The sequence below is a fragment of the Kribbella shirazensis genome (assembly GCF_011761605.1).
GTDB lineage: Bacteria > Actinomycetota > Actinomycetes > Propionibacteriales > Kribbellaceae > Kribbella > Kribbella shirazensis.
Genome location: NZ_JAASRO010000001.1, coordinates 5,156,951 through 5,178,974 on the forward strand (window position 1 = coordinate 5,156,951; position 22,024 = coordinate 5,178,974).

Sequence of the window (22,024 nt, forward strand, 5' to 3'; positions counted from 1 at the left end):
CAGCGGATGAGCAACCTCAGCGGCCGGGAAGCAACACTCGACGGGGAGGACGTGACGATGATCGACCACAGCACCGGTCAGTGGTTCCTTCGTCCGGACGAGCGCGGCAATCCCGGCACCGACATCGACCGGATGGGGGACGTGGACGGGTCCTGGGCCGAGGGCAACCTGGTCCGTCCGCTGATTCACGGGGCGACCTACTTCCGTCGTCTGTACGAGGAGCTGTGTGCGCTGCGTGCCGGCGACCACGTCTACTTCACCGATTGGCGTGGCGACGCCGATCAGTTGCTGTTGCCCGAGGGTCCGACGATCGGAGCCGTGCTGTGCGACCTGGCGCGAGCGGGGATCGAGGTCCGGGCTTTGCTCTGGCGATCGCACTCGGACCACCTGCAGTTCAACGCACGGGAGAACCGGCGGCTCGGGACGGAGCTGAACGAGGCCGGCGCCGAGGTGCTGCTCGACCAGCGGGTACGACGGATGTCCTCGCATCACCAGAAACTGTTCGTCATCCGGCATCGCGGCGAACCGGAGCGCGATGTCGCGTACGTCGGCGGCATCGACCTGTCACACCAGCGCCGCGACGACCGCGAGCACCTCGGGGATCCACAGCAGGCGCCGATGGATCCCCGGTACGGCGCCCGCACGCCGTGGCATGATGCCGCGCTGGAGTTGCGGGGACCGGTCGTCGGTGACCTCCTCCGCACCTTCGTCGAGCGATGGGACGACCGCCATCCGCTGGACCGGCGGACGCCGTACCGGATGGTCGTGCAACGTCTCGCCCGGATGCCCCGTCATCCGAAACCGCTGACCGAGATGTTCCCCGATCCACCGCCGGCCGGGCCGCACGCCGTACAGGTGCTGCGTACGTATGCCTACAAGCATCCCGGCTATCCGTTCGCACCCGCGGGGGAGCGGAGCATCGCCCGGGCCTATCGCAAGGCGTTCGGCAACGCCCGGACGCTGATCTATCTCGAGGACCAGTACCTGTGGTCCGAGCTGATCGCGCAAGGGATCCACGATGCCCTCGAGCGGTCGCCAGAACTCCGCGTGATCATCGTCGTGCCGCGGTACCCGGATGCCGACGGCGCGCTGAGCGGCCCCCCGGCACGCTTCGGACAGCTGCGCGCGGTGCGGATGCTGCGGCGGATCGCGCCCGAACGCGTCGGGGTCTACAACCTTGAGAACGCCGCTGGGTCGCCCATCTACGTGCACGCGAAGATCTGCATCGTCGACGACGTGTGGTTCACCTGCGGCTCGGACAACTTCAACCGGCGCTCCTGGACCTGTGACAGTGAACTCACCTGCGCCGTCCTGGACGCGACCCCCGACGACCGGGTGTTCGTTGCCGAGGGCTCCCTTCGGCTTGCGCGGGACCTGCGGATGGAGGTGTGGTCGGAGCATCTCGGCCGGCCGTGTCACAGTATGACGCGGCTGGACCCGGCGGCGGCCTTCGACCTGTGGCAGCGCACCGCCGCGGATCTGGAAGCCTGGTACGCCAGGGGCAGCAAGGGCGAGCGCCCACCCGGACAGATCCGCCCGCACGTGACGCAACGAGTGAGCCGTTTCCAGGCACTGTGGGCGGAACCGCTCTATCGGCTGATCTACGACCCCGACGGCCGGCCTCGCGGGATGCGCCGGCGCGGGGAGTTCTGACATGAGTGCCGAGATCGTCTTCTGGAGTGTGGTCCTGGCGCGCTTCGCGCTGCCGCTGCTGATCCCGCTGTTCCCCTTGCCGGCGATCGTCGCCTGTCTTCTGCTCGACGGTGTCGACCAGACGATCTTCCAGACGTTCGGGTTCGACCCGCCGAACTACCAGAGCTATGACAAGGCGATGGACGTGTTCTACCTGGCGATCGCGTACCTGGCCAGCCTGCGCAACTGGACCAACCAGCCGGCGGTCCGGGTCAGCCGCTTCCTGTTCTTCTACCGGCAGGTCGGCGTGGTGGCTTTCGAACTCGCCGGCGCCCGGTGGCTACTGCTGTTGTTCCCGAACACCTTCGAGTACTACTTCATCGCCTACGAGGCGGTTCGCAGCCGGCGGAATCCGCTCCGCTACGCGCTCACGTTCTGGGTGCTGGTGGCCGGGGCGATCTGGATCTTCGTCAAGCTGCCGCAGGAGTACTGGATCCACATCGCCCAGCTGGACCTGACGGACACGATCCGGGACGTCCCGTGGTTCCTCCCGGCCCTGGTGATCGCCGGTCTCGCGCTGCTGGCGGTCGTGTGGTTCGTCGTCCGTCCCCGGCTCCGGCCGGCCGACTGGCCGTTGCGGTTCCGTGCCGACCTGCTGCCGGTCGAGATCGACGAAGCGCACGAGCGGGCCGCGTACCGGGTCGCGCACCGCAAGGTCTTCGACCTGGCGGCGGTGGAGAAGATCTTCCTGGTCGGGCTGATCAGCGTGATCTACGGACAGGTGCTGCCGGGCGTCGAGGCAAACGATCTCGAACTCTTCTTCGGCATCGCCGTCTTCGTGGTGCTCAACTCCGCGATCGGCCTCTGGTCGGCCAGGCGCGGCTACTGGTGGGACTCGGCCGCGGTCTCGTTCGCGGTCGTCTTCGCGAGCAACGTCGGACTGGTGGTCCTCGCGGATCTGCTGCTGTCGCGGCGGGGCAACGACCTGCAGCTGACCGACACGTTGTTCTTCGTCTTCCTGCTGAGCATTCTGACGATGCTCTACGACCGGTACCACCCGGTCAGCGAGTACCGCGCGGCCGCGGCGAAGCGCGACGCCGCCGCGTCCGGTCAGACAGGAGCGGAACACTGACGCATCAGATGTTCACCACGATCGCCCAGCGGCTGGAGCACACGTTCCCGGGCCGGTGTGCCGGCTCATTCCTGGCCTTGCGCGGTGTGGACCGGGCGATGGTGATCGCCTCGCAGGCGCTGACGGCGCTCATACCCCTGCTTCTCCTGGTCTCGACGCTCGCTCCGGCGAACCGCCGCGACGTCGTCGCGCAGGGATTCGTCCGGCGGTTCGAGCTGAGCGGCAACGCCGCCGAGGCGGTCAGAGAGGTGTTCGCGCGGCCGGTGGGCGGATCGAGCATCGGAGTACTGAGCGTGGTGATCTTGGTCTTCTCGGCGATGTCGCTCGCCCGCCGGGTGCAGCGGCTCTACCAGGACGCCTGGCAGCTCGATGCTGTCGGGGGCGTTCGTGGCAGGCTCACGACGTTTGTCGGCCTGGGTGCCTTGCTGCTGCAGATCGCTTTGCTGTCCCTGGCACGCTCAGCGGTGCGGCCGCTGCCGTTGGACTGGCTGCTCAGCGTCACGGCCTCGGTCCTGACCGGGGTGGTGCTGTGGATCTGCGTTCCGTGGCTGCTGCTCGACGGCCGGGTCCACTGGCGACGGCTGGTGCCCTCTGGCGTGATAGCGAGCCTCTGCGCCGCCGCGTACAGCAGCGCCTCCACTGTCTACATGCCGCGGATGATGGAGACCAACAGCGCGCGGTACGGCCTCTTCGGCGTCACCCTGGCGCTGGTCGGCTGGCTGCTGTGCATTTCGCTGATCCTGGTCGTCGCGACCGTGATCGGCGCGGAATTCGACCGCAGCCAGGGCAGGCTCGCCCGCCAGGTGCGTTCGTGGCTGGGAGCTGATGCCGGCCCCGGTCAGTTGATTTCCCCCAGCAAGGATGAGGCGGCCTAGGGCAGCCGGAGGGAGCATGGTCGCGTGGGTACTTCAGAGCAGTCCGAAAACCCGCCTGACGCGCCTCCGCCGAGCCGGGACGCGATCCTCGTGCTCGACGCGGCAGTCGGGGCCTCTGTGCTGGCAGCGGCCGCCGCGCAGTCGGTCGGGCGCCGGGTCGGGGGAGCTCTCAGCCCGGTCGGGCGGCGGGTCGGGGGAGCCCTCGGCCCGGTCGCCGTCGTGATCCTGCGGCCCCCGATGCTGGCGGAGCGGTACCAAGCAGCCACCTGGCTGGCAGGTCTGGCCCGGCGTGGCGGCCGAGGACGTGCAGAGCTGGAGCATCAACTGTCGGTCGTGCTGGACCGGATGGTTCCTGCGGTGGCAGCAGAGGTACTGAAGCGGATCGACATGGCCGGATTGGCCGAGGGGGTCATCGCGGAGGTCGATCTCTCCGAGATCATCCGGCAGTCCACCGGATCGGTTGCGTCCGACACCGTCCGCGGCGTACGCCTGCAGGGCATCTCCGGCGATGAGGCCGTGGGCCGGGTGGTGGCTCGGCTCAGGCTGCGGCGCGGCCGGACAGATCCCGGGATGACGCCCGCGCAACCATGAGAACGGACGAGCACGTGTCGATCGTCCCGCGGGAGGCCCAGCCGTACCAGGGACGACGGGCGGGCCTGGTCACCCGATCGCTCGCCGGTGTCATCGACGGCGTCGTCGTGGTGGTAGCGGTGCTGGCCGGCTATCTGGCCGTCAACGGGCTGAGGTTCCTCGTCAATCCACGGGGTTTCCAGTTCAGTGAGGCATCGCCGCTGCCCAGTGTGGCGACGGCGCTGCTGGTGCTCGTCGTCTACCTCTGCGTCGCATGGGCGACCACCGGACGGACATACGGCTGTCACGTCATGGGACTACGGGTGGTCGGTCGTCATGGGGGACGGGTGCGGCCGGTCGTCGCGTTGCTGCGGGCCGTCTTCTGTGCCCTGTTCCCGCTCGGTCTGCTGTTGTGTGCCGGTGGCCGTCACCACAGTTCACTGCAGGACCTCGCCCTGCGTACGTCAGTCATCTACGACTGGCGGCCCGGACAGATCACGATGAGGAGTTGACGATGGCGGACACCGACCGGCCGGCGGCGACGCCGAGGCATCAGGCACCGCAGCCATCGACGGAGTCCGGCGTACGCCTGCCGGGGCTGGAGCGGCGAGGCTGGGCCGGCCCGATCATCTTCGCCGCCTTGATGATGATCATTCTCGGCTTCTTCCACGCCTTCCAGGGGCTCATTGCCTTGCTCAGCGATGGGTACTACCTGGTCGGCAAGAACAGACTGGCGATCCAGGTCGACTACACGGTGTGGGGCTGGGTGCAGTTGGCCGTCGGGGCGGTAGTCTGTGCGGCGGGGTTCTGTCTGCTCCTCGGTCAACTGTGGGCTCGGATCGTCGGTGTGATTCTCGCCGTCGTCAGTGTTCTGGTGAACGCCGGGTTCCTCGCGGCCTATCCGATCTGGTGCACGATCATGATCGCCTTCGACATCCTGGTGATCTGGGCACTGACCTTCCATGGTCGCGAGGTGCGGACCGGGGATGAGGCCGGCGTAATTCCGTACTGAGGCCGGATCAGACCTCCGGGCGAGAGGGCAGCAGCCCCAACTCCCACGCCCGCCGTACGGCCTCGTTCCGGCGCGACGCGCTCAGCTTGCGCAGAATGCTCCGCACATGGCTCCGAACTGTGTTGACGGAGACGTACATGGTGCTGGCGATCTCCTCGGTGGTCAGCAGTTCGGCGAGGTACTCGAGCACCTCGTGCTCCTTGCTGGTCAACGAGGCGGTGACGACCAACTCAGGCCGTGGCGCCGCCCAGCGATCGGCCGAGGTGCGGTCGCGAACTCGAGGATCCGGCGCGCGGAGCCATGGGTGCCGCCTCAGCACATCACCGGTCGGCTCGAGCAGCGTACGCACAGACGGCGGCGCCTCCGCGAACGGACGGCGGAGATGCTCGGGAGCAGCAAGTCTGAGCGCGCGTTCCAGACAGATCCCACTGCGTCCGCTGTCCCTGCTTCTGATCGAGGCCGCGGCTTGGACCAGCCAGCCGTCCACCTGGGTTTCGAGTGGGACCATGTGATGTGTGGCCAGGGTTGGCAGGGCGGGCAAGCGTTCGCCGGACTCGGCGGCTGCTCGCTGCAGCACCAGGAGCGACCCGGTCTGGTCGCGACCCTGGGACTGCTCGATCACCGTGATGGCCTCCTGCGGCTGGTGTTGTGCGACGAGCAGCTTCGCCTCGTCGACGACCAGGGCCTGGCCGAGCCAGCCGCCTTGCGTGCCGTAGCTGCTGCGCGCGGCCCGCAACTCGGCGGCAGCGAGAGCGATGTCGCCGCCCGCCCGCAGCAGCCTGGCCCGAACCAGAGCGAGTGCGGCAGTCACAACTCGCGCGTCGTGGGTGTGAGCGGCCTTCGCGGCACGCTGCACCAGATCTTCGGCGCTGGGCAGATCGCCCTGTTCGGTATCTACCCAGGCCTCGGCCACGATCGCGGATTGAGACAGGTGCGCCCCCGACTCCGCCAGCGCGGCCGCCTGCGCGATGACCTCCCCGGCGCGTCGTAGATGTCCCCAGACCGCTTCCACCAGCGCGGCCATACCGAGGAAGTCGGCCAGAGACTCATGAGCATCGGCCTCTTCCGCGATCGCGATACCTTCGGTGAAAGCTGCCAAGGCCGACGCGAAGTCTCCGCGCTGGAGAAGCACGCGGCCCTTGCAGCCGGCGACCAGCAGCCTCAGTTCCGGATGCGCGGTGGCGAGATCCGGCGATGCCGCTCTCAGCTGAGCTTCCGCGGACAGGACGGCGGCCAGTCCGGCCTCGGTATCCTCCCTGAGGCTCGCGCAGACCGCGTGCAGCAGGCTGATGGCCAGCTCGATCGCCTGGCCTCGAGCGGTCATCGGGTAGTCGAGCCATGCCCTGGCTTTGCCCAGTTCCGACGTACAGCGGCCGACATCGAACGCGGCCAGTGCCCGGGCGGCTCTGACGATCGCGGCATCGGAACCGTTCAGATCGTCGGGAAGGCCGGCGAACAACCTTGTCAGCTGCCGACGCCGGCGCCCGACGAGGAGACCGGCGAAATCGAGTTGCCGCACCAGATACCGGGCCGCGTGCGACCAGTCGCCGGCCGTGATGGCGTGGTGGATCGCCTCCAACGGCTGGTCGTTCTGGGCAAACCAGGCCGCGGCAGCGCGGTGCAGTTCAGGGGCGGCCTCAGGGCTCTCGGACAAGAGTTGGGCGCGAAGGAACTCGCGAAAAAGAGGCTGGTAGGTGTAGCAGTCCGCCGTCCCCGGAACAGGCAGGATGAATGCGTTCCCATGGGAGATGAACTGCAACGACCGAAGGTCGCACACGCGCCCGGTGAGTGCCTCGGCCAGCGCCGGCCGGACCTCGTCGACGACACAGGTCCGGAGCAGGAACTCGCGGAGCTCCGGGGGCTGCGCGTCGAGTACCTCGGTCATCAGGTACGCCGCCACGTTGCCGGCGTCTCCGCGGAACTCGCGGATGACCCGCGCCGAGTCGGTCTTGCCGGCCAGGTTCATGGCCGCGAACATCAAGCCGGCCGGCCAGCCGCCGGTCCGGGCCACGAGTTCGGCGACTTCCGAATCAGTCAGATCGAGCCTGTGCCGGCGCATCAGCGTTGCGGCCTCGTCGATCGTGAAGGCCAGCTCAGCGGCCCGGATCTCGACAACGGTGCCCGACAGCCGATAAAGGTGCAGGGGGAGCGGCGGGTCGGAACGCGTCACCAGGACGACCCGGACGCGTCCGGCGTTGCCGCGGATGAGGCGATGGAGGCGCTGACCGAACTCCGGCGTCATCGCGAGGTCGCCGCAGTCCACCAGCAGTAGCACATCGTGATCGCCCCGCTGCGTGCTGTCGCGCAGGAACTCCACGCCCGCGGAATGGTCGTTGGTGGTATCAATAACGACTCGCTTGACCACGGACGGTCCGGGGTAGTGCGCTGCCCATGACTCCAGCAGCATCGTCTTGCCGAAGCCCGCAGGCGCACTGATCAGCGTGAGCGGGGTGCGAACACCTAGGTTCACACGGTCGAGAAGCCGCGGCCGCGGGACTGTTCCCGATGGGACCCCCGAGGTCTTGGCGCTGGATGACAGCCGCGGTTCGAACGGTGCATCCGGTGAATTGATGCGTCCCCCGTCCGCCCCGGTGAAATGATCACCTGGCATTTCCCCCTCCTAGCGGTGTGCGGCGTCATCGACCGCCTGGGGCCAGGGCGTGTCGAGTCGCACCTTCGAAGAAATCACGGAATTCCCAATAAAACCAGCGTTTTGTGTCCGATGGCCGAACTCTTCGAGATTGCGCGATGCGCACGGGCCCCGGGGATCACCCCGCAGGGATGAAGCCCTGGCTCCCGACCTTTGCGAGCGTCGAACGCACACGTTTGGGAACGGAGTGGGTTCGATGGTCGACGCGACGTACGAGATCCGCGTGGCGGGCGCCGTACCCGAACAAGACCTCCTGGACATGGGCGCGGTGACCCTGGCTGTCGACCAGGTGAACACCGTCGTCTACAGCATCCCGGACCAGTCGGCGCTCTACGGTCTGCTGGCCAGACTGCGCGCCCTCGGCATCGAGGTCGTCGAGGTTCGCCGGATCCTGGACCCTACCTCCGCATCGGCAGAGTCGATCGAGAATGATTCGGGCAGGGGAGACGATGAATCCACATGAGCGGGGCGACCCGTCGTACCAAGTCGTCGTTCAGGGCGAGCTGAGGCCACCCATTCTCGCCTTCTGCGCCGGACCGCTGGCTCATCACGAGACGTCCGGAGCCTTTCGGTTGCGGGTCGTTGGCGACGAGGGCATCGCGGACCTTGCCGCGATGCTCCAGGCCGCGGGTCTGATGATCCTGAGCATCCGGCAGGTCACGCCGTGGGAAGTCGCGGTCTCCGCCGGCCTGCCGGCCTGAGTCATCCCGCGCGGGTGATGACGCCGCAACCGGGCGACGGCACTGTGGAGACGAACAGGGACGAAGGGTCGCCAAGATCCTTGGGGAGGATGACGAGTCATGCCAGCTGCAGAAGTTCATGGACCCATCGACTACGTACTCCTGGAGTTCACCGGCAACAGGCTGACTGGTCGAGCGGCCGAGGAACTCGTGAGGCTCGTCGATCGCGGCATCGTCCACGTGTACGACGTGATGGTGGTCGGCAAGGACGCCAACGGCTCCGTCTATCTGGTTGATCTCGCCACATCGTCAGGTCAGGCCGGCGGTTTCGCGGAACTCGATGGTGCCCGGACCGGAATCCTCGCCGAAGACGACCTCCGGGAGGTCGCCGGCGCGATGCAGCCGGGCACTATGGCGGCGCTGATCGTCTACGAGAACACCTGGGCGGTTCCGTTCGTCGCAGCGGCCATGGAGTCCGGCGGCCAGATGATCGCCGGCGGGCGCATTCCGGCGCAGGACGTGATGGAAGTACTGGACGCCCTGGAATCTCTGGAACCGACGAATTGAGGAGTCTGCTATGCCTGGACTGTTGCGAGGCTTGGCGAAGACCGCTGCCGTTGCGGGCACCGCAACGGCGGTCCATGGCCGGATACAACGGCGTCAAGACGCCAAGTTCGCTCAGCGCGACGCCGAGACGGCTGCGAAACGTGACGAGGCCTACGCGGAACAGACCGCACCGCCGCCGGAACCTGCCGCACCGCTGCCGCCGGACACTTCCGACCGCTTGGCACAGCTGAAGAGCCTGGGCGAACTGAAGCAGTCGGGTGTTCTCACCGAGGCGGAGTTTCAGGCGCAGAAGGCCAAGATTCTGGCCGGCTGAACCGCTGCCGCACGGGACACTCCGGGACGCACGCCACCCATCTCCTGATCAGTGGCCCGACAGACAGGAACGGCTGCCATGAGCGAGGAAGTGAGTGGGGTTCCGGCCGGGACCAGGGCCAGCCCGCGGCTCGCCATCCTCCTGGCGATGGCGATGTTCGTGCTGGTCGTGGACACCTCGTTGATGAACGTCTCGATCTCTGCCGTGGTCGAGGATCTGGACACGACAGTGAGCGGCGTCCAGTCCGCGATCGCGCTCGAGGCGCTGGTCTCCGCGGCATTCATCCTGATCGGAAGCAAAGTCGGTGACCTCATCGGCCGCAAGCGTGCGTACCTGCTGGGATTGAGCGGTTACGCAATCGGCGCCTCGGCGATGGTGCTGGCTCAGAGCCTGACGGCGATCATCATCTTCTGGGCAGTGGTAGGTGGCATCGGGGCGTCGCTGCTGCTGCCCGCCATGCAGTCCCTGATCCACGGCAACTTCGACGGAGCGGCTCAGACGAAGGCCTACGCCATGGTCGGGGCTGCCGCTGCGCTGGCTGCCGCGGTCGGACCGCTGCTCGGCGGCGTCATCACCACCTACCTGTCCTGGCGGGTAGGGTTTCTGCTCGAGGTCGCGGTGATCGCGGTCGTGTTCGTCGGCCGGGGCCTCATCCATGACGTGCCGTACTCGGGATCCCGGCGGGTGGACGTGGTCGGTGCCATCTTTTCGGTCCTGGGGATGGGCGGCGTCGTGCTGGGCATCCTGGTGTGGCAGGAAGGCGGCGAATTCGTCGGCCTGCTCCTGGGCATCGGCGTCGTCGGGCTCGCGGCGTTCGGCTATTGGCTGGTGCGGCGCAAGCGCCGGGGTGAGCCGACCCTCATCGACCCGGCCCTTTTCAGCTCCGCCGTCTTCAAGTTGGGCATCTCCCAGCAGATGCTCCAGCAGATCGCGCTGGGCGGCATCATGATCGCGCTGCCGATCTATCTCCAGATGGTTCTCGAGTACAACGCGATGGGGGCCGGGCTCACCCTGGCGCCGCTCTCGCTCAGCATGTTCGGGATGGCGATCCTCGCGGAGAAGAAGGCGGGAAGGCGACGCCCGAGCAGCATCATCAGGTGGGGATTCGTGCTCTTGACCACGGGCCTGGTGGTGCTGATCCCGATAGTGCCCAGGGCTGGGTCCGGCTGGGCCCTCGTCGCGCCTCTGATACTCGCGGGGGTAGGGCTGGGCCTGCTCGTGTCCCAGCTCAACAACTACACCTTGTCGCCGATCTCGCAGGAACGTGTCAGCGAGGCGGCCGGAGTCAATTCGGCGGCGGGCTCGTTCGGCTTGTCCTTCGGTCTGGCGTTCGCGGGTGCCATCCTGCTCGCGACGCTCTCGTTCACCTTCACCAACCAGGCGGAATCGAGCACCGTCCTTCAACCGGCCCAACAGGAGCAGGTCGCCGACGCACTGGAACATGATGCGGAAGTGATGAGCAACACCGCACTCGAGGACCTGCTGGCCAAGCAGCCGCCGGAGGTTCGGGAGGAGATCGTCCGGATCAACACGGAGGCGAGACCGATCGCCCTGCAAGTGGCGCTCGGCATACCGATCCTCGCCGGTCTCGTCGGGCTGGTGAATTCTTTCCGGATGGTGCGGCTGAAGGATCCGCCGTCGCCAGGTGATCTCGATGTGACGGACTGAGCGGTCGCGCCTGGCCCGCAACTCCGCCACCACGACGGCGTCACGTCATACCGTCCGGCCCCGCTGTATCACTCCCGATGGCTGAGGTTGTGCTGCACGGCACCGAAGAGCGAGCGAGCGACCAGACCGACGATGAGAAGGTCACCGACCATCTGCACCGTCGCGATCGCGCGGGCTGCTCCTGCCACGGCCACGATGTCGCCGAAGCCGACGGTCGCGAACACGGTCACGGTGAAGTACGCCGCATCGAGCCGACTCAACGGCTCGGAGAAGGTCGCCGGCTGGGCCTGGCTCATCAGGAAGTACGCCGTGGCGAAAACCGCGAGGAACAGGGGCACGGAGGTCGCCAGCGCGCCGATCGCCCTGATCCGGGGGTAGGGGGAGCGGGAAGTGTCGAGGATCTGCCATCCCAGCACGAGCCCCACGACGGCAAGCCCGCCGACCAGGGCTACTACAGCCAACGCCCCGTCGAGGCGCATGGGAAGGAGGAAATAGCCGGCGACGATGACCGCGGACACCACCAGGGAACGCAGCAGCGACATCGTGGCGAGGCGGCGTCGGGTCCTCGGCGGGAGCTGCTGGTAGTCGATCTCGGTGCCTCTCACAGATCCAGTCAAGCCTGGACACCGCGCGGCCGGTTCATCCGGCGAGGGTGATGCTGGCCGGCCGACCCCCGGTGTTTGCTGGCACCCTCCACGGATCAGAGTCTCAAGGGGCGCGACTCGACCATGACGGGAGGGGGAGCGCAGCATGAGCGCAGCGAACACGATGCTGACGGCACGGACCACGCGAGCCACGAAGTCGTCTCGGCCCAACGGACAGTCGGCGCGCGCCGTCCCTCATCTCGCTCCGGCCGAACGCGCCCGCCTGGGACTCGCAGCGCGGGCCGCCCTGCCGCCGCGAGCGCAGGCGGAGCTGGTACTGCCCTCGGATCGTCCGGATCCTGTCGCGCTGCTCGAGGAGCAGGCGCGGTCCCTCGTTCCGGAGCTCGTCCCAGTCCGGCACGGCAGAATGACGATGTCGCCCTTTGCCTTCTTCCGGGGCAACGCCCTCGGGATGGCCACCGACCTCGGCGCGGCTCCCGTGTCCGGCCTCGGGGTTCAGCTGTGCGGGGATGCCCACCTGTCGAACTTCGGAGTCTTCGCATCTCCCGAACGGCGGCTGCTCTTCGACCTCAACGACTTCGACGAGACGATCGCTGGTCCCTGGGAATGGGACGTCAAACGACTCGCCGCGAGCCTGACGGTCGCCGGCCGGGGGAACGGGTTCTCGCGGAAAGAGCGGCGCACGTGTGTGCTGGAGACGGTACGGCGCTATCGCGATGCCAGTGCCGACTTCGGGACCATGCGAACTCTCGACGTCTGGTACGCCCGCGCCGACGTCGATGAGGTCGAGCAAACGCTGCGAAACAAGCTGAGCTCGAGCCGACGCAAGACGATTGACCAGAGCTTGCTGAAGGCGCACGGCAGCGGAAGCCTCAAAGCCGTCACCAAGCTCGCCGAGATCACCGACGACGGGGTCCGGATCAAGGCCGATCCGCCGTTGATCGTGCCGATCGCTGACCTTCTGCCGGACCCCGGCCGGGAAGAGCTCGAGACCGCGATCAGGGGGCTGATGAACCTCTACCGCCGGTCCCTGCCGAACGAGCGGCGGATACTGCTCGACCAGTTCGAGTTTGCCGACATGGCCTGGAAGGTGATCGGGGTGGGTAGCGTTGGCACCCGGTGCTGGATCGTGCTTCTGCGTGGAAGAGACGACGGTGATCCGCTCTTCCTGCAGGTCAAGGAGGCCGGGCCTTCGGTGCTCAGGTCGAAGGTGCCCACCGTCCTCAGGCGGCGGTCCGCACACCGCAACGAAGGGGAGCGCGTAGTGGTGGGTCAAGGTCTGACGCAGGCAGCCAGCGACATCTTCCTCGGCTGGCAGCGCGTCGAAGGCATCGACGGACAGACCCGCGACTTCTACGTCCGGCAGTTGCGGGACATGAAGGGCGCCGTGGTGGAGAAGATGGACCCGCGCGGCATGACGATGCACGGCCGGCTGTGCGGCTGGACGCTGGCCAGGGCGCATGCCGTGTCAGGCGACCGGATCGCCCTGACGACGTACCTCAACAGCGACGACGCGTTTCCCGAAGCGATGGTCGAGTACGCCGAGGCGTACGCCGACCAGAACGAACGCGATTACCAGGTGTTCCTGGATGCCATCAAGAGCGGCCGCCTGGAGGCTGAGAGCGGGCTGTAGTCAATTGCACCATCGCCGGTGGTCGACCGGCGCGGGCGGCCCGCTCACTCTCGAGTCGGGCCACCCACTCCATCAGTCGCCGTACCTCGGCAAGCTCGCTGATCGCGGAGCTTCCTCCGCTGCGGTGACCGATCAGACCGCCAGCGCCTTCGCCTTGAGGGCCTCGAACTCCGACTGCGAGATGGTGCCCTTGTCGAGCATTGCGCTGGCCTGGGCGATCTGGTCGGTAGGACTGGCCGAGCTCGCGACCTGCTTGATGTAGGCCTCCTGCTGCTCCTGGGCAGCGACGTGGCTGGCCATCGTCCGGTCTGCCATCCCCCTACCGCGCGCGATGACGTAGACCATCGCCGAAAGGAACGGCAGGAAGAGCAGGCCGACGAGCCAGATCGCCTTGGCGAAGCCGGAGAGGTCCCGGTCGCTGAACAGATCCCTCAGGATCGAGAACAACATCATCAGGTACGCCACGAAGGCGAAACTGATGATGATGAACCACACGATGTCCCAAAAACTCATTGCAGCGTCCTTTCTCCGAGCGCGAAAGCGCGTCTGATCAACCCTGGCGTCTCACGCTTGGACCGTCTTCATCTCTCCGGGATGATCTGCGCACACCACGTTGGCTACTGCTCGTGAGTGCCGCGCTGTCGATCCTGCCGGGCATGTTCTTCGTCGCCCACCGCGGTGCAGTCGGCATCGCGGTCTGGGTCGGTCTCATCACCCGCTGCGGGGGTGTGGTCTTCGTCGGGACGGGCTTCCTGCTGCGCCGCGAACACGCCTGGCCGGCGCCGGCCGGAGGGGCCACGGCCGGACCACGGGCGGAGCCGGGACGCGCTGACCCAGACGAGCCTCCCGTAGTGGTCGATGAGGACCTGCTGCCCCCGGCGGCCATAGCGAGTGGCGTGAGCGGTCGCGCTCAGCCAATGGCCACCGATGAAGACCTGGACCCCCTTCGGCAAGGCTTTGGGGGTGACGTCCGGCCGTGCATCTGGCTGCTCGTCGTCGCGCACAGCAATCGCCGCCTTTCCGGCCGCTCTGGCGGTCCCAGTCAGTCGGAAGACGAGAGAAGATCCGGCGCTGGATGCTCGCCCGCGGTCTACTTCAGAGCCTCGTACCACCGGCTGTCGGCCGCGGATCGCGCGCGAACACACGGCGCGTTCTCCATCGTGATCAGCCTGAGGTCGGGGGCGCAGTGTGGCCCGGTTCGGTGCGGGCTGGAGTGGCGAGATCGCGGCGGATGAGCAGGCCCGCGGCGACGAATACGATGCCCCAGGCGAGTGCGATGATCCCGAGCAGCACCGCGATGCCGACGGCGCCACGTCCCGGGTTGGCGACGAAGAACACACCCAGCAGGATCGACAACGCCGCGCTCAGCAAGATCAGCCAGCGTGGCGCCAGCAGGCTGTTGCTGAAGGCTCCTACCACCTCGAAGAGACCGCGGATGACGAGCCAGATGCCGACGATCCAGGTCAGCGTCTCCGCCGTCACCTGCGGGCTGAAGATCGCGAAGAAGGCGGCGACCAGTCCGACCACACCCAGCACGACCGACCCCAGCCGGTGTCCCGTGGTCTCCGGCCGGGTCGCCTGCACCAGGCAGCTGATGCCCTCCACAAGCGCCCAGATTCCCCACAACACCATCAGTGCGGTCACCGTCGAGACGGGCCAGACGACGGCCAGGATCCCGAAGACGACGCCGATGACCCCGCGAGCTACCAGGACTTTCCAGCCGGCATCCGTGTTCATGTCGTCACCTTCCCGGGCGCGCTACTCGGTGATCTCGCGGCCGTGGACGGTCAGTGCCCAGATGACCAGGATGTCGATCGCGATCATGGTGACCGACCAGATGGGGTGGGCGGCGAGGAAGCCGATGTTCACGATCGCGCTCACCATCGCCATGACGACGCCGATCGCGCGGGCCCAGATCTTCCCGGCGAACACCGCGAAACCGGCACCGGCGATGATGATGCCACCGACGATGTGGATCCAGCCCCAGGCGGTGTAGTCCACCTGGATGGTGAGCTCGGACTGCTCGACCAGGAAGTAGTCGTCCTTGAACAGCGCGACGAGTCCCTGCATCGCGTGGAACGTGCCCAGCAGGGCCATCATCACGCCGGCGAAGGCGATCCAGCCGACCCAGCCCGACATCTGCGTGGGTTGTACGCCCTGCGGCTGTGCCGGCGGGGCGACGCCGGCCGCCTCGTCCGGCTTCGCGGAGTGCGACATGTCCGGTCTCTCCCCTCGAAGATGGATCACCGCCTCCAGACTTCGCCCAGCCGGCCTCACCTGCCTCATCCGGAGAGGATGAGGCCTTGCGGCGGGGACGGTACGACCATCTGAAGCGTGAGCGATACGAAGCGGTCGTCCGGCGGCGATCGGCCTGATCCCGTCACCCCCCGGGGCCTGGGCCGGCTCGTCTGGTCCTGTTGTGTCTCCGTGGCCGTCGGGACTGGACTCCTCTGCCTGATCGTCACATGGGGCCTGACAGGCACAATCACCAGTTCCGTCCTCTTCGCAGTGTCGGCCGCCGCAGCCGGGACCTCCATCTGGTCAGGGGACGACGGTCGGACCGCTGCGTCCAGGACCGCTCGTGCCGCGCTCGGCGCAGGGCTGGTCGGACCGGCCGCGATCGGTCTGATTGCTGCGTTAGGGTTTGCCGGCGTTTTGATCGTGCTGATCTTTGCGGGCACCAACCCCGCACTCACATCGCGCATCCGGGCGCGATGGTTCGCACCGGGGGATCGTCCCACCCAGCAACAGCGGGCGGCCTCCGATCGCGTCCCCACAGCGCGGAGCGGCCCCGACGTGAACGGGTCTGCGGCCGAGCCGATGGTGGAGCTCAGTCGCCTCGACGACGCGGCCTTGTGCTTGCTCTGGCGCCGGAGCTTCCTGCGGCTCGAGGCCGCGCAGTCGGCACCGGAACGGTTGGCAGTCGTCGAACAGCGGCAGCAGTACCTCGACGAGTTGCAGCGGCGATCACCGGAGGGAGTCGCTGCCTGGCTCGCCGCCGGCGCCCGCGCATCCGGGAACCCGCTTCCGTACGTCGGTGACGAGTGGCGCCGCCCCGGCTGAGTCAGGGACTCAGATGCACGCCCCGACGCCACCTTCAACGCCGGTGTTGAACGCCGAGGTCCGCTGCTCCGCGTTTCCATGGTCGCTCTCGTCGGTCCACGGATAGTCGTCGGCTACCGCGGCCAGGGTTCTGGCGATCTCCTCGCTGTCCCCAGGCTCGGCCGCGATCAGTCCGTCGTCGGCCGCTCCTTGCAACGCGGCTCCGGCCAAACAGTCCGCCTGGAGTTCGGCCGCGACCGAGACCCGGTCGCTGCTCAGCCGCGCCTGGATGGCATGGCCCAGCTCGTGCGCGATGATCAGGTAGACCCACGCGTCGCCGATCTGGCTGTAACCGGCCGCCATCAGGTTGTCGTCCCACGCCACGAAATCGCCCGGCCGGCAGTACACGGCGTTGAACGGCACCGAGGCCGGCTCGCCTCCGCAGGGTGGTCCATGCGTTCCGATGTACGCACCGGCAACGCGAGGACTCTGGTACGGCTGTCCGAACTGCTCGGTGAAGTGACGGCGCCAGAAGGTGTCCACCGCGGTGACCGCAGTCTGCTCGTCCACCTTCATCGCCGCGTGATCGGCCGCGCCGAGGGTCGCGCCCGTCGGCGTCGGCTGCGCCGTTCGAGGCACCTCGGTGGTCGACCCAGCCGGCGGGACGGAGGACGTCGTGGTGCAGGCGCCGACGAGGCAGGCCGTTGTCATCGCGATCGTCAGCCAGCCTACAGAGGTTCGCATGATCGTAGTCGATCGTCCGTCAGGCATCCGAGCACCACTCAGACGACGGGAGGAATATGCCGCTCGGCCGCTGACAGCCTGGCTTCCTCCATGCCGCTCCATGGCGCCTCGCCGACACCGCCGAGACGGTCCCGTACGTCGGACCAGCGCGCGGTGAGTGCGTACAGCACGACAACGTCCAGCGCGATCATCAGCAACGACCAGACGGGATAGGCGCCGAGCCATGCGGTCTGCGTCACGGCGTGCAGGCAGACGGCAACGATGGCGGCGATCCTGGCCCACCCCGCAGCCGCCAGCAAGCCGCCGCCGACTGCCATCAGGAGCAACCCGGAGACGATGAGGGTCCATCCCCAGGCGGTCACGTCCACAATGACGAGCTTGTCCGCCGTCAGCCCCAAGCGCTCGTCGTCCACCAGAGCGACAAATCCCTGGACCATATGGATCATGCCGATCGTCAAGAGCAGCACGGCGGCGAACACGACGAAGCCGGCCAGTGCCATCCCGCGTTCTTTCTCAGCCATCAGACGTCTCCTCTTGTTGCATCGGCCGCCGCCGGAATCGGCGGGCGGGTGCGGCTCGTTCAGCCCGCCGACGAGCGGTCCGGCGAACGCGGCGTACTGGCCGTGGGCGGGCTGACGCCGGCAAGCGCGGCTGCCGCCGTGCCGCGTTGGCTGCCCCGAGCGCAGCCAACGCGTGACGGCACCGAGATCCGAGGCAACGCACAGCTCAAGGTCGCCCGTCCTCAGTGGGTACCTGCTGCCGGTTACTGGGCGAGCATCTCGCGAAGGTCCGCTTCCTGCTCGGCCGAGAGGTTCGACTGGACGAGCTCGGCATGCAGTCCGCGATCGGTGAAGGCGGACTTCACCTTCTCAGGGACGGCTTCGCTCGACATCAGGAACAACGCCGAAGTTCCGGGAGTGATCTTGTCGCGGGCGGACTTGATGAAGTCGTCGTCGATGCCGACGTCGCCCATCGAGCCGGCCAGCGCGCCGGTCGCCGCGCCGACGGCCGCCCCCAGCAGCGGAACCAAGAAGATCAGCCCGAACAGCATCCCCCAGAACATGCCGCCCATCGCCCCGGCACCTGCCAGGCTGTGCAGCTGCCGCGTCTTGGGCTTCTTCTTGCCCGGCTCCCAGGAGACCGTCGCCGCATCGTGCACCTTGATGAGCTCTTGCTTGGCCAAAGACTCCAACGTCCCGACCACTTCTTCGGCTGCCGTCGGGCTGTCGAACTTCCACACCGTCAGTGTCGCCATCGTGCGCTCCCTTGGATCGGTCTGTACGTCGGTTGCAGCCTCGGACTCTGGCGAGCTGACCGCCTCATCCCTGGCGGGTGAACGGCACCGGGCCGCCTTGGCGACGCCCTCGGGGGACCGCGAATCATCCGTGCGGGGTGATGCGACCGGGCCTGTAGCGCGGCCGGACCGTTCCGGCGCCGGTCGCGATTGGGCCGGCGCGCATTGGTTCGGCAGGCGCCGAAAGTTCTTCAGGCGTGGACGGCCTGCGCTTCTCGTGGCGTGTCAGCGTACGTCGACGTACGGGACCTCGATGGCGTTGTTTCCGTAGCCGAGCCGGTTCCAGGGCGGGACCTCCGGTTGCACATTTCCGGCCGCGTCGGTCGCCCTGGCGCGGAGGGTGTGCCTTCCCACGTCTGTCGCGTGCCACTCGAACGACCAGTCCTGCCAGTGGTACGGGCCGTCGGGTGGCTCGAGCTGCGCCGGCTGCCAGTCGCCTTCGCCGGTGAGCCCGATGTCGACTCGCGTCACTGGTCCGGTTCCCGACCATGCCTTGCCGCGGACCGTGTACGTCCCTGCAGTTATGGTCGATGCGGGCGCGGGATCGGTGATTCGCGCTCGCACGCGCATGAGGCTGACGGCCTCGTGTGGTCGATCGGGCCACTCGTAGATGTAGTGGCCGGTCTGAAACTCGCCGGTGTACGACTCGGTCAGGACGTCGATTCGCTTCAGCCATTTCACGGACGCGACGGCGTACCAGTGGGGCACGATGAGCCGGAACGGCGCTCCGTGGTCCCGACCCAACGGCTCGCCATTCATCTCGTAAGCGACCAGGATTTCGGCTGCCGGATCGGCTGCGTGAGAGAGGGGCAGCGCGCGCACGAAGGTCAGGTCGTCCTTGCTGGTCTCCGCGAGGACGGGCCGGAGGTGGAAGGCGCCGTGGTCGGACCCTTCGAACCGAACGTCGACGCCGTCTGCTGCCGGGTGCGCCTGCTGCAGCACGTCGTGGAGGAGCGCGCCGGTCCAGCGGGCGGTTGAGACCGCGTAAGCTCCCCATGGTTCGCCGGTCGGCAACGGTCGCATGTCGATTCGCCCGTTCCCCGCGCATTCGAGCGTGACCGTCCGCTCGGCCGAAGGCATGGCGCGCAGGTCATCGAGCGTGAGGGTGATCGGGTTCTCGACGGCGCCGCCAACCTCGAGCGTGCCGTCGTGTGTCGGCACCGCGAAGTTGCTGCGGACGTAGTGGAGCTCAGTGGGCGTGATCGGCCCGGCGAGGGCCTCAGGCGGTGCCTCCGCATTGAAGGGAGCGGGGTGGATCATCAGAAGTGCGGCGCGTGCCCGTTCGAGATCTTCTGCCACAGTCATCTCTCAGCCTCCTCGTGTGCGGTGATTCGGTCACGTGCCGCATCAGTAGTCGGAATCTTGGAAGGTCGGCTCCCGGCCTTCGTTGAAGGCACCGATTCCCTCGACGCGGTCGGGATGGACGGCCGAGCGCCAGTGGGCTTCCATCATGATGGCGATCGCCTGATCGGTCGGCTGGCCTTGGCCCAGCTGAACGGCGCGCTTGACCGCCTGCACCGCTGTCGGCGAGTTGCTCGCGATCTTCTCCGCGATGCGGTGTGCCGCGTCGGTGAGCTCGGCCTGCGGGTAGATCTCGTTGACCATGCCCAGCCGGTGCGCCTCCCGGGCGGTGATCGGGTCGCCCGTCATCAGCATCTGCAGGGCCTTCCCCGGCGGGAGCAACCTGGGTAGGAACACGGGCGAGCCGCCGCCGGCCGCAAGGCCGAGCATTGCTTCGGGCTGGCCGAAGGTGGAGTTCTCGGAGGCGATGATGAAGTCGGTGCTCTGGGCGAGCTCGGAGCCGCCGCCGTAGGCGATCCCGTTGACGGCGGCGAAGATCGGCTTGCGCAGCTGGCGCACCGTGTAGAGCGTGCGATCGAAGTCCTGGCGCTGGCGGAGCCAGTCCTCCTTCGTCATGTCCTTGCGCTGGCGCAGGTCGCTGCCGACGGAGAAGGCTTTGTCCCCGGCTCCGGTGAGGATGACGACGCGAACGACAGTGCGGACTGCGATCGTTTCGACGATGTCGGTCAGGCTGGCGCCCATTTCGGTGGTGATCGCGTTGTCGGCGTGTGGCCGGTTGAGGGTGATGAGCGCAATGCGATCGCCAGAGAGGTAGTCGACGAGCACGGGGGAGTCGGGCTCGTCGCCATCGGATGGCGGCGGACCGAAGTCAAGTTCCTTCCAGCGGTCGGTGCTGGTCGAGTTCGTTGTCACGTCGTCTTCCTCTTCTCATTCGAGGCCGGTCACGTCTCGAGCTCTGCCAGCCAGCGCAGAGCTCGCAGGCCTGGGGCGAAGCAGTATTCGCCGCCGCGGGTGACGACGAACGGCGGCAACCCCTTCAGCCGGTGCCGGATCGGCTTGGTGGGAACGGTGAAGGTCCCCGAGCCGTCATGCGGTCCGACGAGCGGGTCCTTCTCCTCCGGGGCGCCGATGAAGATGCCGTCGTTCAGCCATTGGGTCTTGACGAACTCGAATTGGCGCTTGAGGTGTGCGCCGGCGAAGACGAAGATGATGCCCCGGTCGACGCCGTCGTCTTCGAGGACGCCTTCGGGCAGCATCGGGCCGTAGCTCGTACCGCGCCGGATCATCCGGTGGAGGCGTACGTTGACGCTGCCGTCGTGGTAGAGCGAGTCCCTCGGGTTCGCGCGTCGCGCATGCGCGCCGGCCGGACATTTGAAGCCGCGCGGATCGTCAGCGTAGAGGAAGTCGTTGTTGCGGTGCGGGTCAGCGCCGAGCTCGGGATCGTCTTGCTCGGGGGACAGCGCGAGCGGAGCGCCACTCTGCCAGCGCCCGACCATTTTTGCGCCGAGGAGCGCCTGCTCCTCGCGGGTTGCGGCTTTCGCGCGGAGGTACTGCCGGTACGCCGCCACCCTCGTGTGCAGCTTTCGAACGACGACGTACGTGCCGTTGCGACCGAGTACCTCCGGAGTCGGCATCGGCGGCAGTTCGCCCGTCTCGTCCGGGTAGCCGAGGATGATCTCACCGGCCTTGAGCGGCTTCTCCTTGAGGTTCGAAGGAGGTACGCCGCTCCCTTCGATCGCAGGCTGGCCGATCCCGTCCTTGAAGCCGAAGGAGGTGCGCCCGGTCGGGAGCTGGTAGCAGTCCTGCTGCCACAGCAATGCGATGCCGGGAAGCTCCTCGCGGGCGCGGCGTGCTCTCTCAACTACGGCCTGTAGACGCGCGGCATCGGGGGAGAGCGCCGCCAGGGCGACGTGGACGTCAGGGGTGCCGAACGGCTTCTCCCAGTTGTCGGCGCTGCTTTCGCCCACATCTCCCAGCTCGGCCGCGCGCGCCGCCATCCCTTGCTGGAACTCCGGAGCGAAGCTGTCGAGCGAGTCCTGCGGTACGCCGAGCGCCTTCAAGCCTTGATAAGTGAAGGCGACTGTGATCCAGGCGTCGTGGGCGGGATCGGACGAGGGCCGTCCGGAGTCGACGATCGCATGCAGTCTCCGCACCAGCTCGCGTCCGGCGGCTCGGTCGTCGATGCGCAGCAGGAGATAGCTTCCGACGTAGGGCGACGGTCGCTCGTGCAGCGCGCCGCTCTGGATGTCGTCGAGTTCGAGGCGGATGCTCTCCCCGGCAGTCACGGTGTTCACCAATCTTCCAG

General features: G+C 67.5%; 25 protein-coding genes. 13 read left to right on the forward strand and 12 right to left on the reverse strand.

Going from position 1 to position 22,024, the window contains the following annotated elements; all coding sequences use genetic code 11:
- Positions 1-6: 6 nt before the first annotated feature.
- Genes BJY22_RS24920 through BJY22_RS24945 form a run of 6 tightly spaced genes read left to right on the forward strand, consistent with a single transcriptional unit; the run spans position 7 to position 5,221 of the window.
- Entirely contained in the window at positions 7-1,653 is a 1,647-nt protein-coding gene (locus BJY22_RS24920) for a phospholipase D family protein (protein WP_238350451.1), read from the forward strand.
- A gap of 1 nt (position 1,654) precedes the next feature.
- Positions 1,655-2,764, forward strand: a complete 1,110-nt coding sequence (locus BJY22_RS24925; RefSeq protein ID WP_167210780.1) for a hypothetical protein — start codon at positions 1,655-1,657, stop codon at positions 2,762-2,764.
- 8 nt (positions 2,765-2,772) lie between these two features.
- A complete protein-coding gene (locus BJY22_RS24930) occupies positions 2,773-3,639 on the forward strand; it encodes a YhjD/YihY/BrkB family envelope integrity protein (protein WP_167210783.1) in 867 nt (288 codons plus the stop codon).
- Between the two features lie 24 nt (positions 3,640-3,663).
- A complete protein-coding gene (locus tag BJY22_RS24935) occupies positions 3,664-4,230 on the forward strand; it encodes a hypothetical protein (protein WP_167210786.1) in 567 nt (188 codons plus the stop codon).
- The gene (locus BJY22_RS24940) at positions 4,227-4,721 is read left to right on the forward strand and encodes an RDD family protein (protein WP_167210789.1); all 495 of its coding nucleotides are present in this window, start codon (positions 4,227-4,229) and stop codon (positions 4,719-4,721) included. The genes BJY22_RS24935 and BJY22_RS24940 overlap by 4 nt, the downstream gene beginning before the upstream one ends.
- Before the next feature lie 2 nt (positions 4,722-4,723).
- Positions 4,724-5,221, forward strand: a complete 498-nt coding sequence (locus tag BJY22_RS24945) for a DUF7144 family membrane protein (protein ID WP_167210792.1) — start codon at positions 4,724-4,726, stop codon at positions 5,219-5,221.
- A gap of 7 nt (positions 5,222-5,228) precedes the next feature.
- Here BJY22_RS24945 and BJY22_RS24950 read toward each other — a convergent pair whose 3' ends face one another.
- Positions 5,229-7,691 (reverse strand): winged helix-turn-helix domain-containing protein, encoded by a 2,463-nt coding sequence (locus BJY22_RS24950; RefSeq protein ID WP_167210795.1) that lies wholly within the window; start codon positions 7,689-7,691, stop codon positions 5,229-5,231.
- 376 nt (positions 7,692-8,067) lie between these two features.
- Here BJY22_RS24950 and BJY22_RS24955 point away from each other — a divergent pair, with 376 nt between their 5' ends.
- The 5 genes from BJY22_RS24955 (at position 8,068) to BJY22_RS24975 (ending at position 11,099) form a co-directional block, all read left to right on the forward strand.
- Positions 8,068-8,334 (forward strand): hypothetical protein, encoded by a 267-nt coding sequence (locus BJY22_RS24955; RefSeq protein ID WP_167210798.1) that lies wholly within the window; start codon positions 8,068-8,070, stop codon positions 8,332-8,334.
- A complete protein-coding gene (locus BJY22_RS24960) occupies positions 8,321-8,572 on the forward strand; it encodes a hypothetical protein (protein ID WP_167210801.1) in 252 nt (83 codons plus the stop codon). The genes BJY22_RS24955 and BJY22_RS24960 overlap by 14 nt, the downstream gene beginning before the upstream one ends.
- Before the next feature lie 99 nt (positions 8,573-8,671).
- Positions 8,672-9,118 (forward strand): DUF6325 family protein, encoded by a 447-nt coding sequence (locus tag BJY22_RS24965; RefSeq protein WP_167210804.1) that lies wholly within the window; start codon positions 8,672-8,674, stop codon positions 9,116-9,118.
- A gap of 10 nt (positions 9,119-9,128) precedes the next feature.
- Complete coding sequence (locus BJY22_RS24970) at positions 9,129-9,431, forward strand: SHOCT domain-containing protein (RefSeq protein ID WP_167210807.1); 303 nt, start codon at positions 9,129-9,131, stop codon at positions 9,429-9,431.
- A gap of 78 nt (positions 9,432-9,509) precedes the next feature.
- On the forward strand, positions 9,510-11,099 hold the full coding sequence (locus tag BJY22_RS24975) for an MFS transporter (protein WP_167210810.1): 1,590 nt from the start codon (positions 9,510-9,512) through the stop codon (positions 11,097-11,099).
- Positions 11,100-11,167: 68 nt separating this feature from the next.
- Here BJY22_RS24975 and BJY22_RS42580 read toward each other — a convergent pair whose 3' ends face one another.
- The gene (locus tag BJY22_RS42580; RefSeq protein WP_202891253.1) at positions 11,168-11,704 is read right to left on the reverse strand and encodes a two pore domain potassium channel family protein; all 537 of its coding nucleotides are present in this window, start codon (positions 11,702-11,704) and stop codon (positions 11,168-11,170) included.
- A 145-nt stretch (positions 11,705-11,849) separates the two neighbouring features.
- Between BJY22_RS42580 and BJY22_RS24985 the strand changes: the two genes are divergently transcribed.
- A complete protein-coding gene (locus tag BJY22_RS24985; protein WP_238350452.1) occupies positions 11,850-13,337 on the forward strand; it encodes a DUF2252 domain-containing protein in 1,488 nt (495 codons plus the stop codon).
- 132 nt (positions 13,338-13,469) lie between these two features.
- On the opposite strand, the gene BJY22_RS24990 is transcribed toward BJY22_RS24985, so the two are convergent.
- From BJY22_RS24990 to BJY22_RS25005, 4 genes are all read right to left on the reverse strand, one after another.
- Positions 13,470-13,850: an SHOCT domain-containing protein gene (locus BJY22_RS24990; protein ID WP_167210813.1), complete on the reverse strand. Its 381-nt coding sequence runs from the start codon at positions 13,848-13,850 to the stop codon at positions 13,470-13,472.
- Between the two features lie 104 nt (positions 13,851-13,954).
- A complete protein-coding gene (locus BJY22_RS24995; protein ID WP_167210816.1) occupies positions 13,955-14,341 on the reverse strand; it encodes a hypothetical protein in 387 nt (128 codons plus the stop codon).
- A 160-nt stretch (positions 14,342-14,501) separates the two neighbouring features.
- The gene (locus BJY22_RS25000) at positions 14,502-15,074 is read right to left on the reverse strand and encodes an HdeD family acid-resistance protein (protein WP_167210819.1); all 573 of its coding nucleotides are present in this window, start codon (positions 15,072-15,074) and stop codon (positions 14,502-14,504) included.
- A gap of 21 nt (positions 15,075-15,095) precedes the next feature.
- Positions 15,096-15,554, reverse strand: coding sequence for a DUF7144 family membrane protein (locus BJY22_RS25005; protein WP_167210822.1), 459 nt, complete (start codon positions 15,552-15,554; stop codon positions 15,096-15,098).
- Between the two features lie 579 nt (positions 15,555-16,133).
- Between BJY22_RS25005 and BJY22_RS25010 the strand changes: the two genes are divergently transcribed.
- Positions 16,134-16,400 carry a hypothetical protein gene (locus BJY22_RS25010; protein ID WP_167210825.1) on the forward strand — a complete coding sequence of 89 codons (267 nt, stop codon included), beginning with the start codon at positions 16,134-16,136 and terminating at the stop codon, positions 16,398-16,400.
- Between the two features lie 9 nt (positions 16,401-16,409).
- Here the strand turns inward: BJY22_RS25010 and BJY22_RS25015 are convergent, their stop codons facing one another.
- The 6 genes from BJY22_RS25015 to BJY22_RS25040 form a co-directional block, all read right to left on the reverse strand.
- A complete protein-coding gene (locus BJY22_RS25015; RefSeq protein WP_167210828.1) occupies positions 16,410-17,123 on the reverse strand; it encodes a neutral zinc metallopeptidase in 714 nt (237 codons plus the stop codon).
- 38 nt (positions 17,124-17,161) lie between these two features.
- On the reverse strand, positions 17,162-17,644 hold the full coding sequence (locus tag BJY22_RS25020; RefSeq protein ID WP_167210831.1) for a DUF7144 family membrane protein: 483 nt from the start codon (positions 17,642-17,644) through the stop codon (positions 17,162-17,164).
- Between the two features lie 242 nt (positions 17,645-17,886).
- A complete protein-coding gene (locus tag BJY22_RS25025; protein ID WP_167210834.1) occupies positions 17,887-18,378 on the reverse strand; it encodes a DUF1269 domain-containing protein in 492 nt (163 codons plus the stop codon).
- A 264-nt stretch (positions 18,379-18,642) separates the two neighbouring features.
- Positions 18,643-19,722, reverse strand: coding sequence for a sulfite oxidase (locus BJY22_RS25030; protein WP_167210836.1), 1,080 nt, complete (start codon positions 19,720-19,722; stop codon positions 18,643-18,645).
- A 42-nt stretch (positions 19,723-19,764) separates the two neighbouring features.
- Entirely contained in the window at positions 19,765-20,631 is an 867-nt protein-coding gene (locus BJY22_RS25035) for an enoyl-CoA hydratase-related protein (RefSeq protein WP_167210839.1), read from the reverse strand.
- 29 nt (positions 20,632-20,660) lie between these two features.
- Positions 20,661-22,013, reverse strand: coding sequence for a Dyp-type peroxidase (locus BJY22_RS25040; protein ID WP_167210842.1), 1,353 nt, complete (start codon positions 22,011-22,013; stop codon positions 20,661-20,663).
- Positions 22,014-22,024 lie beyond the last annotated feature (11 nt).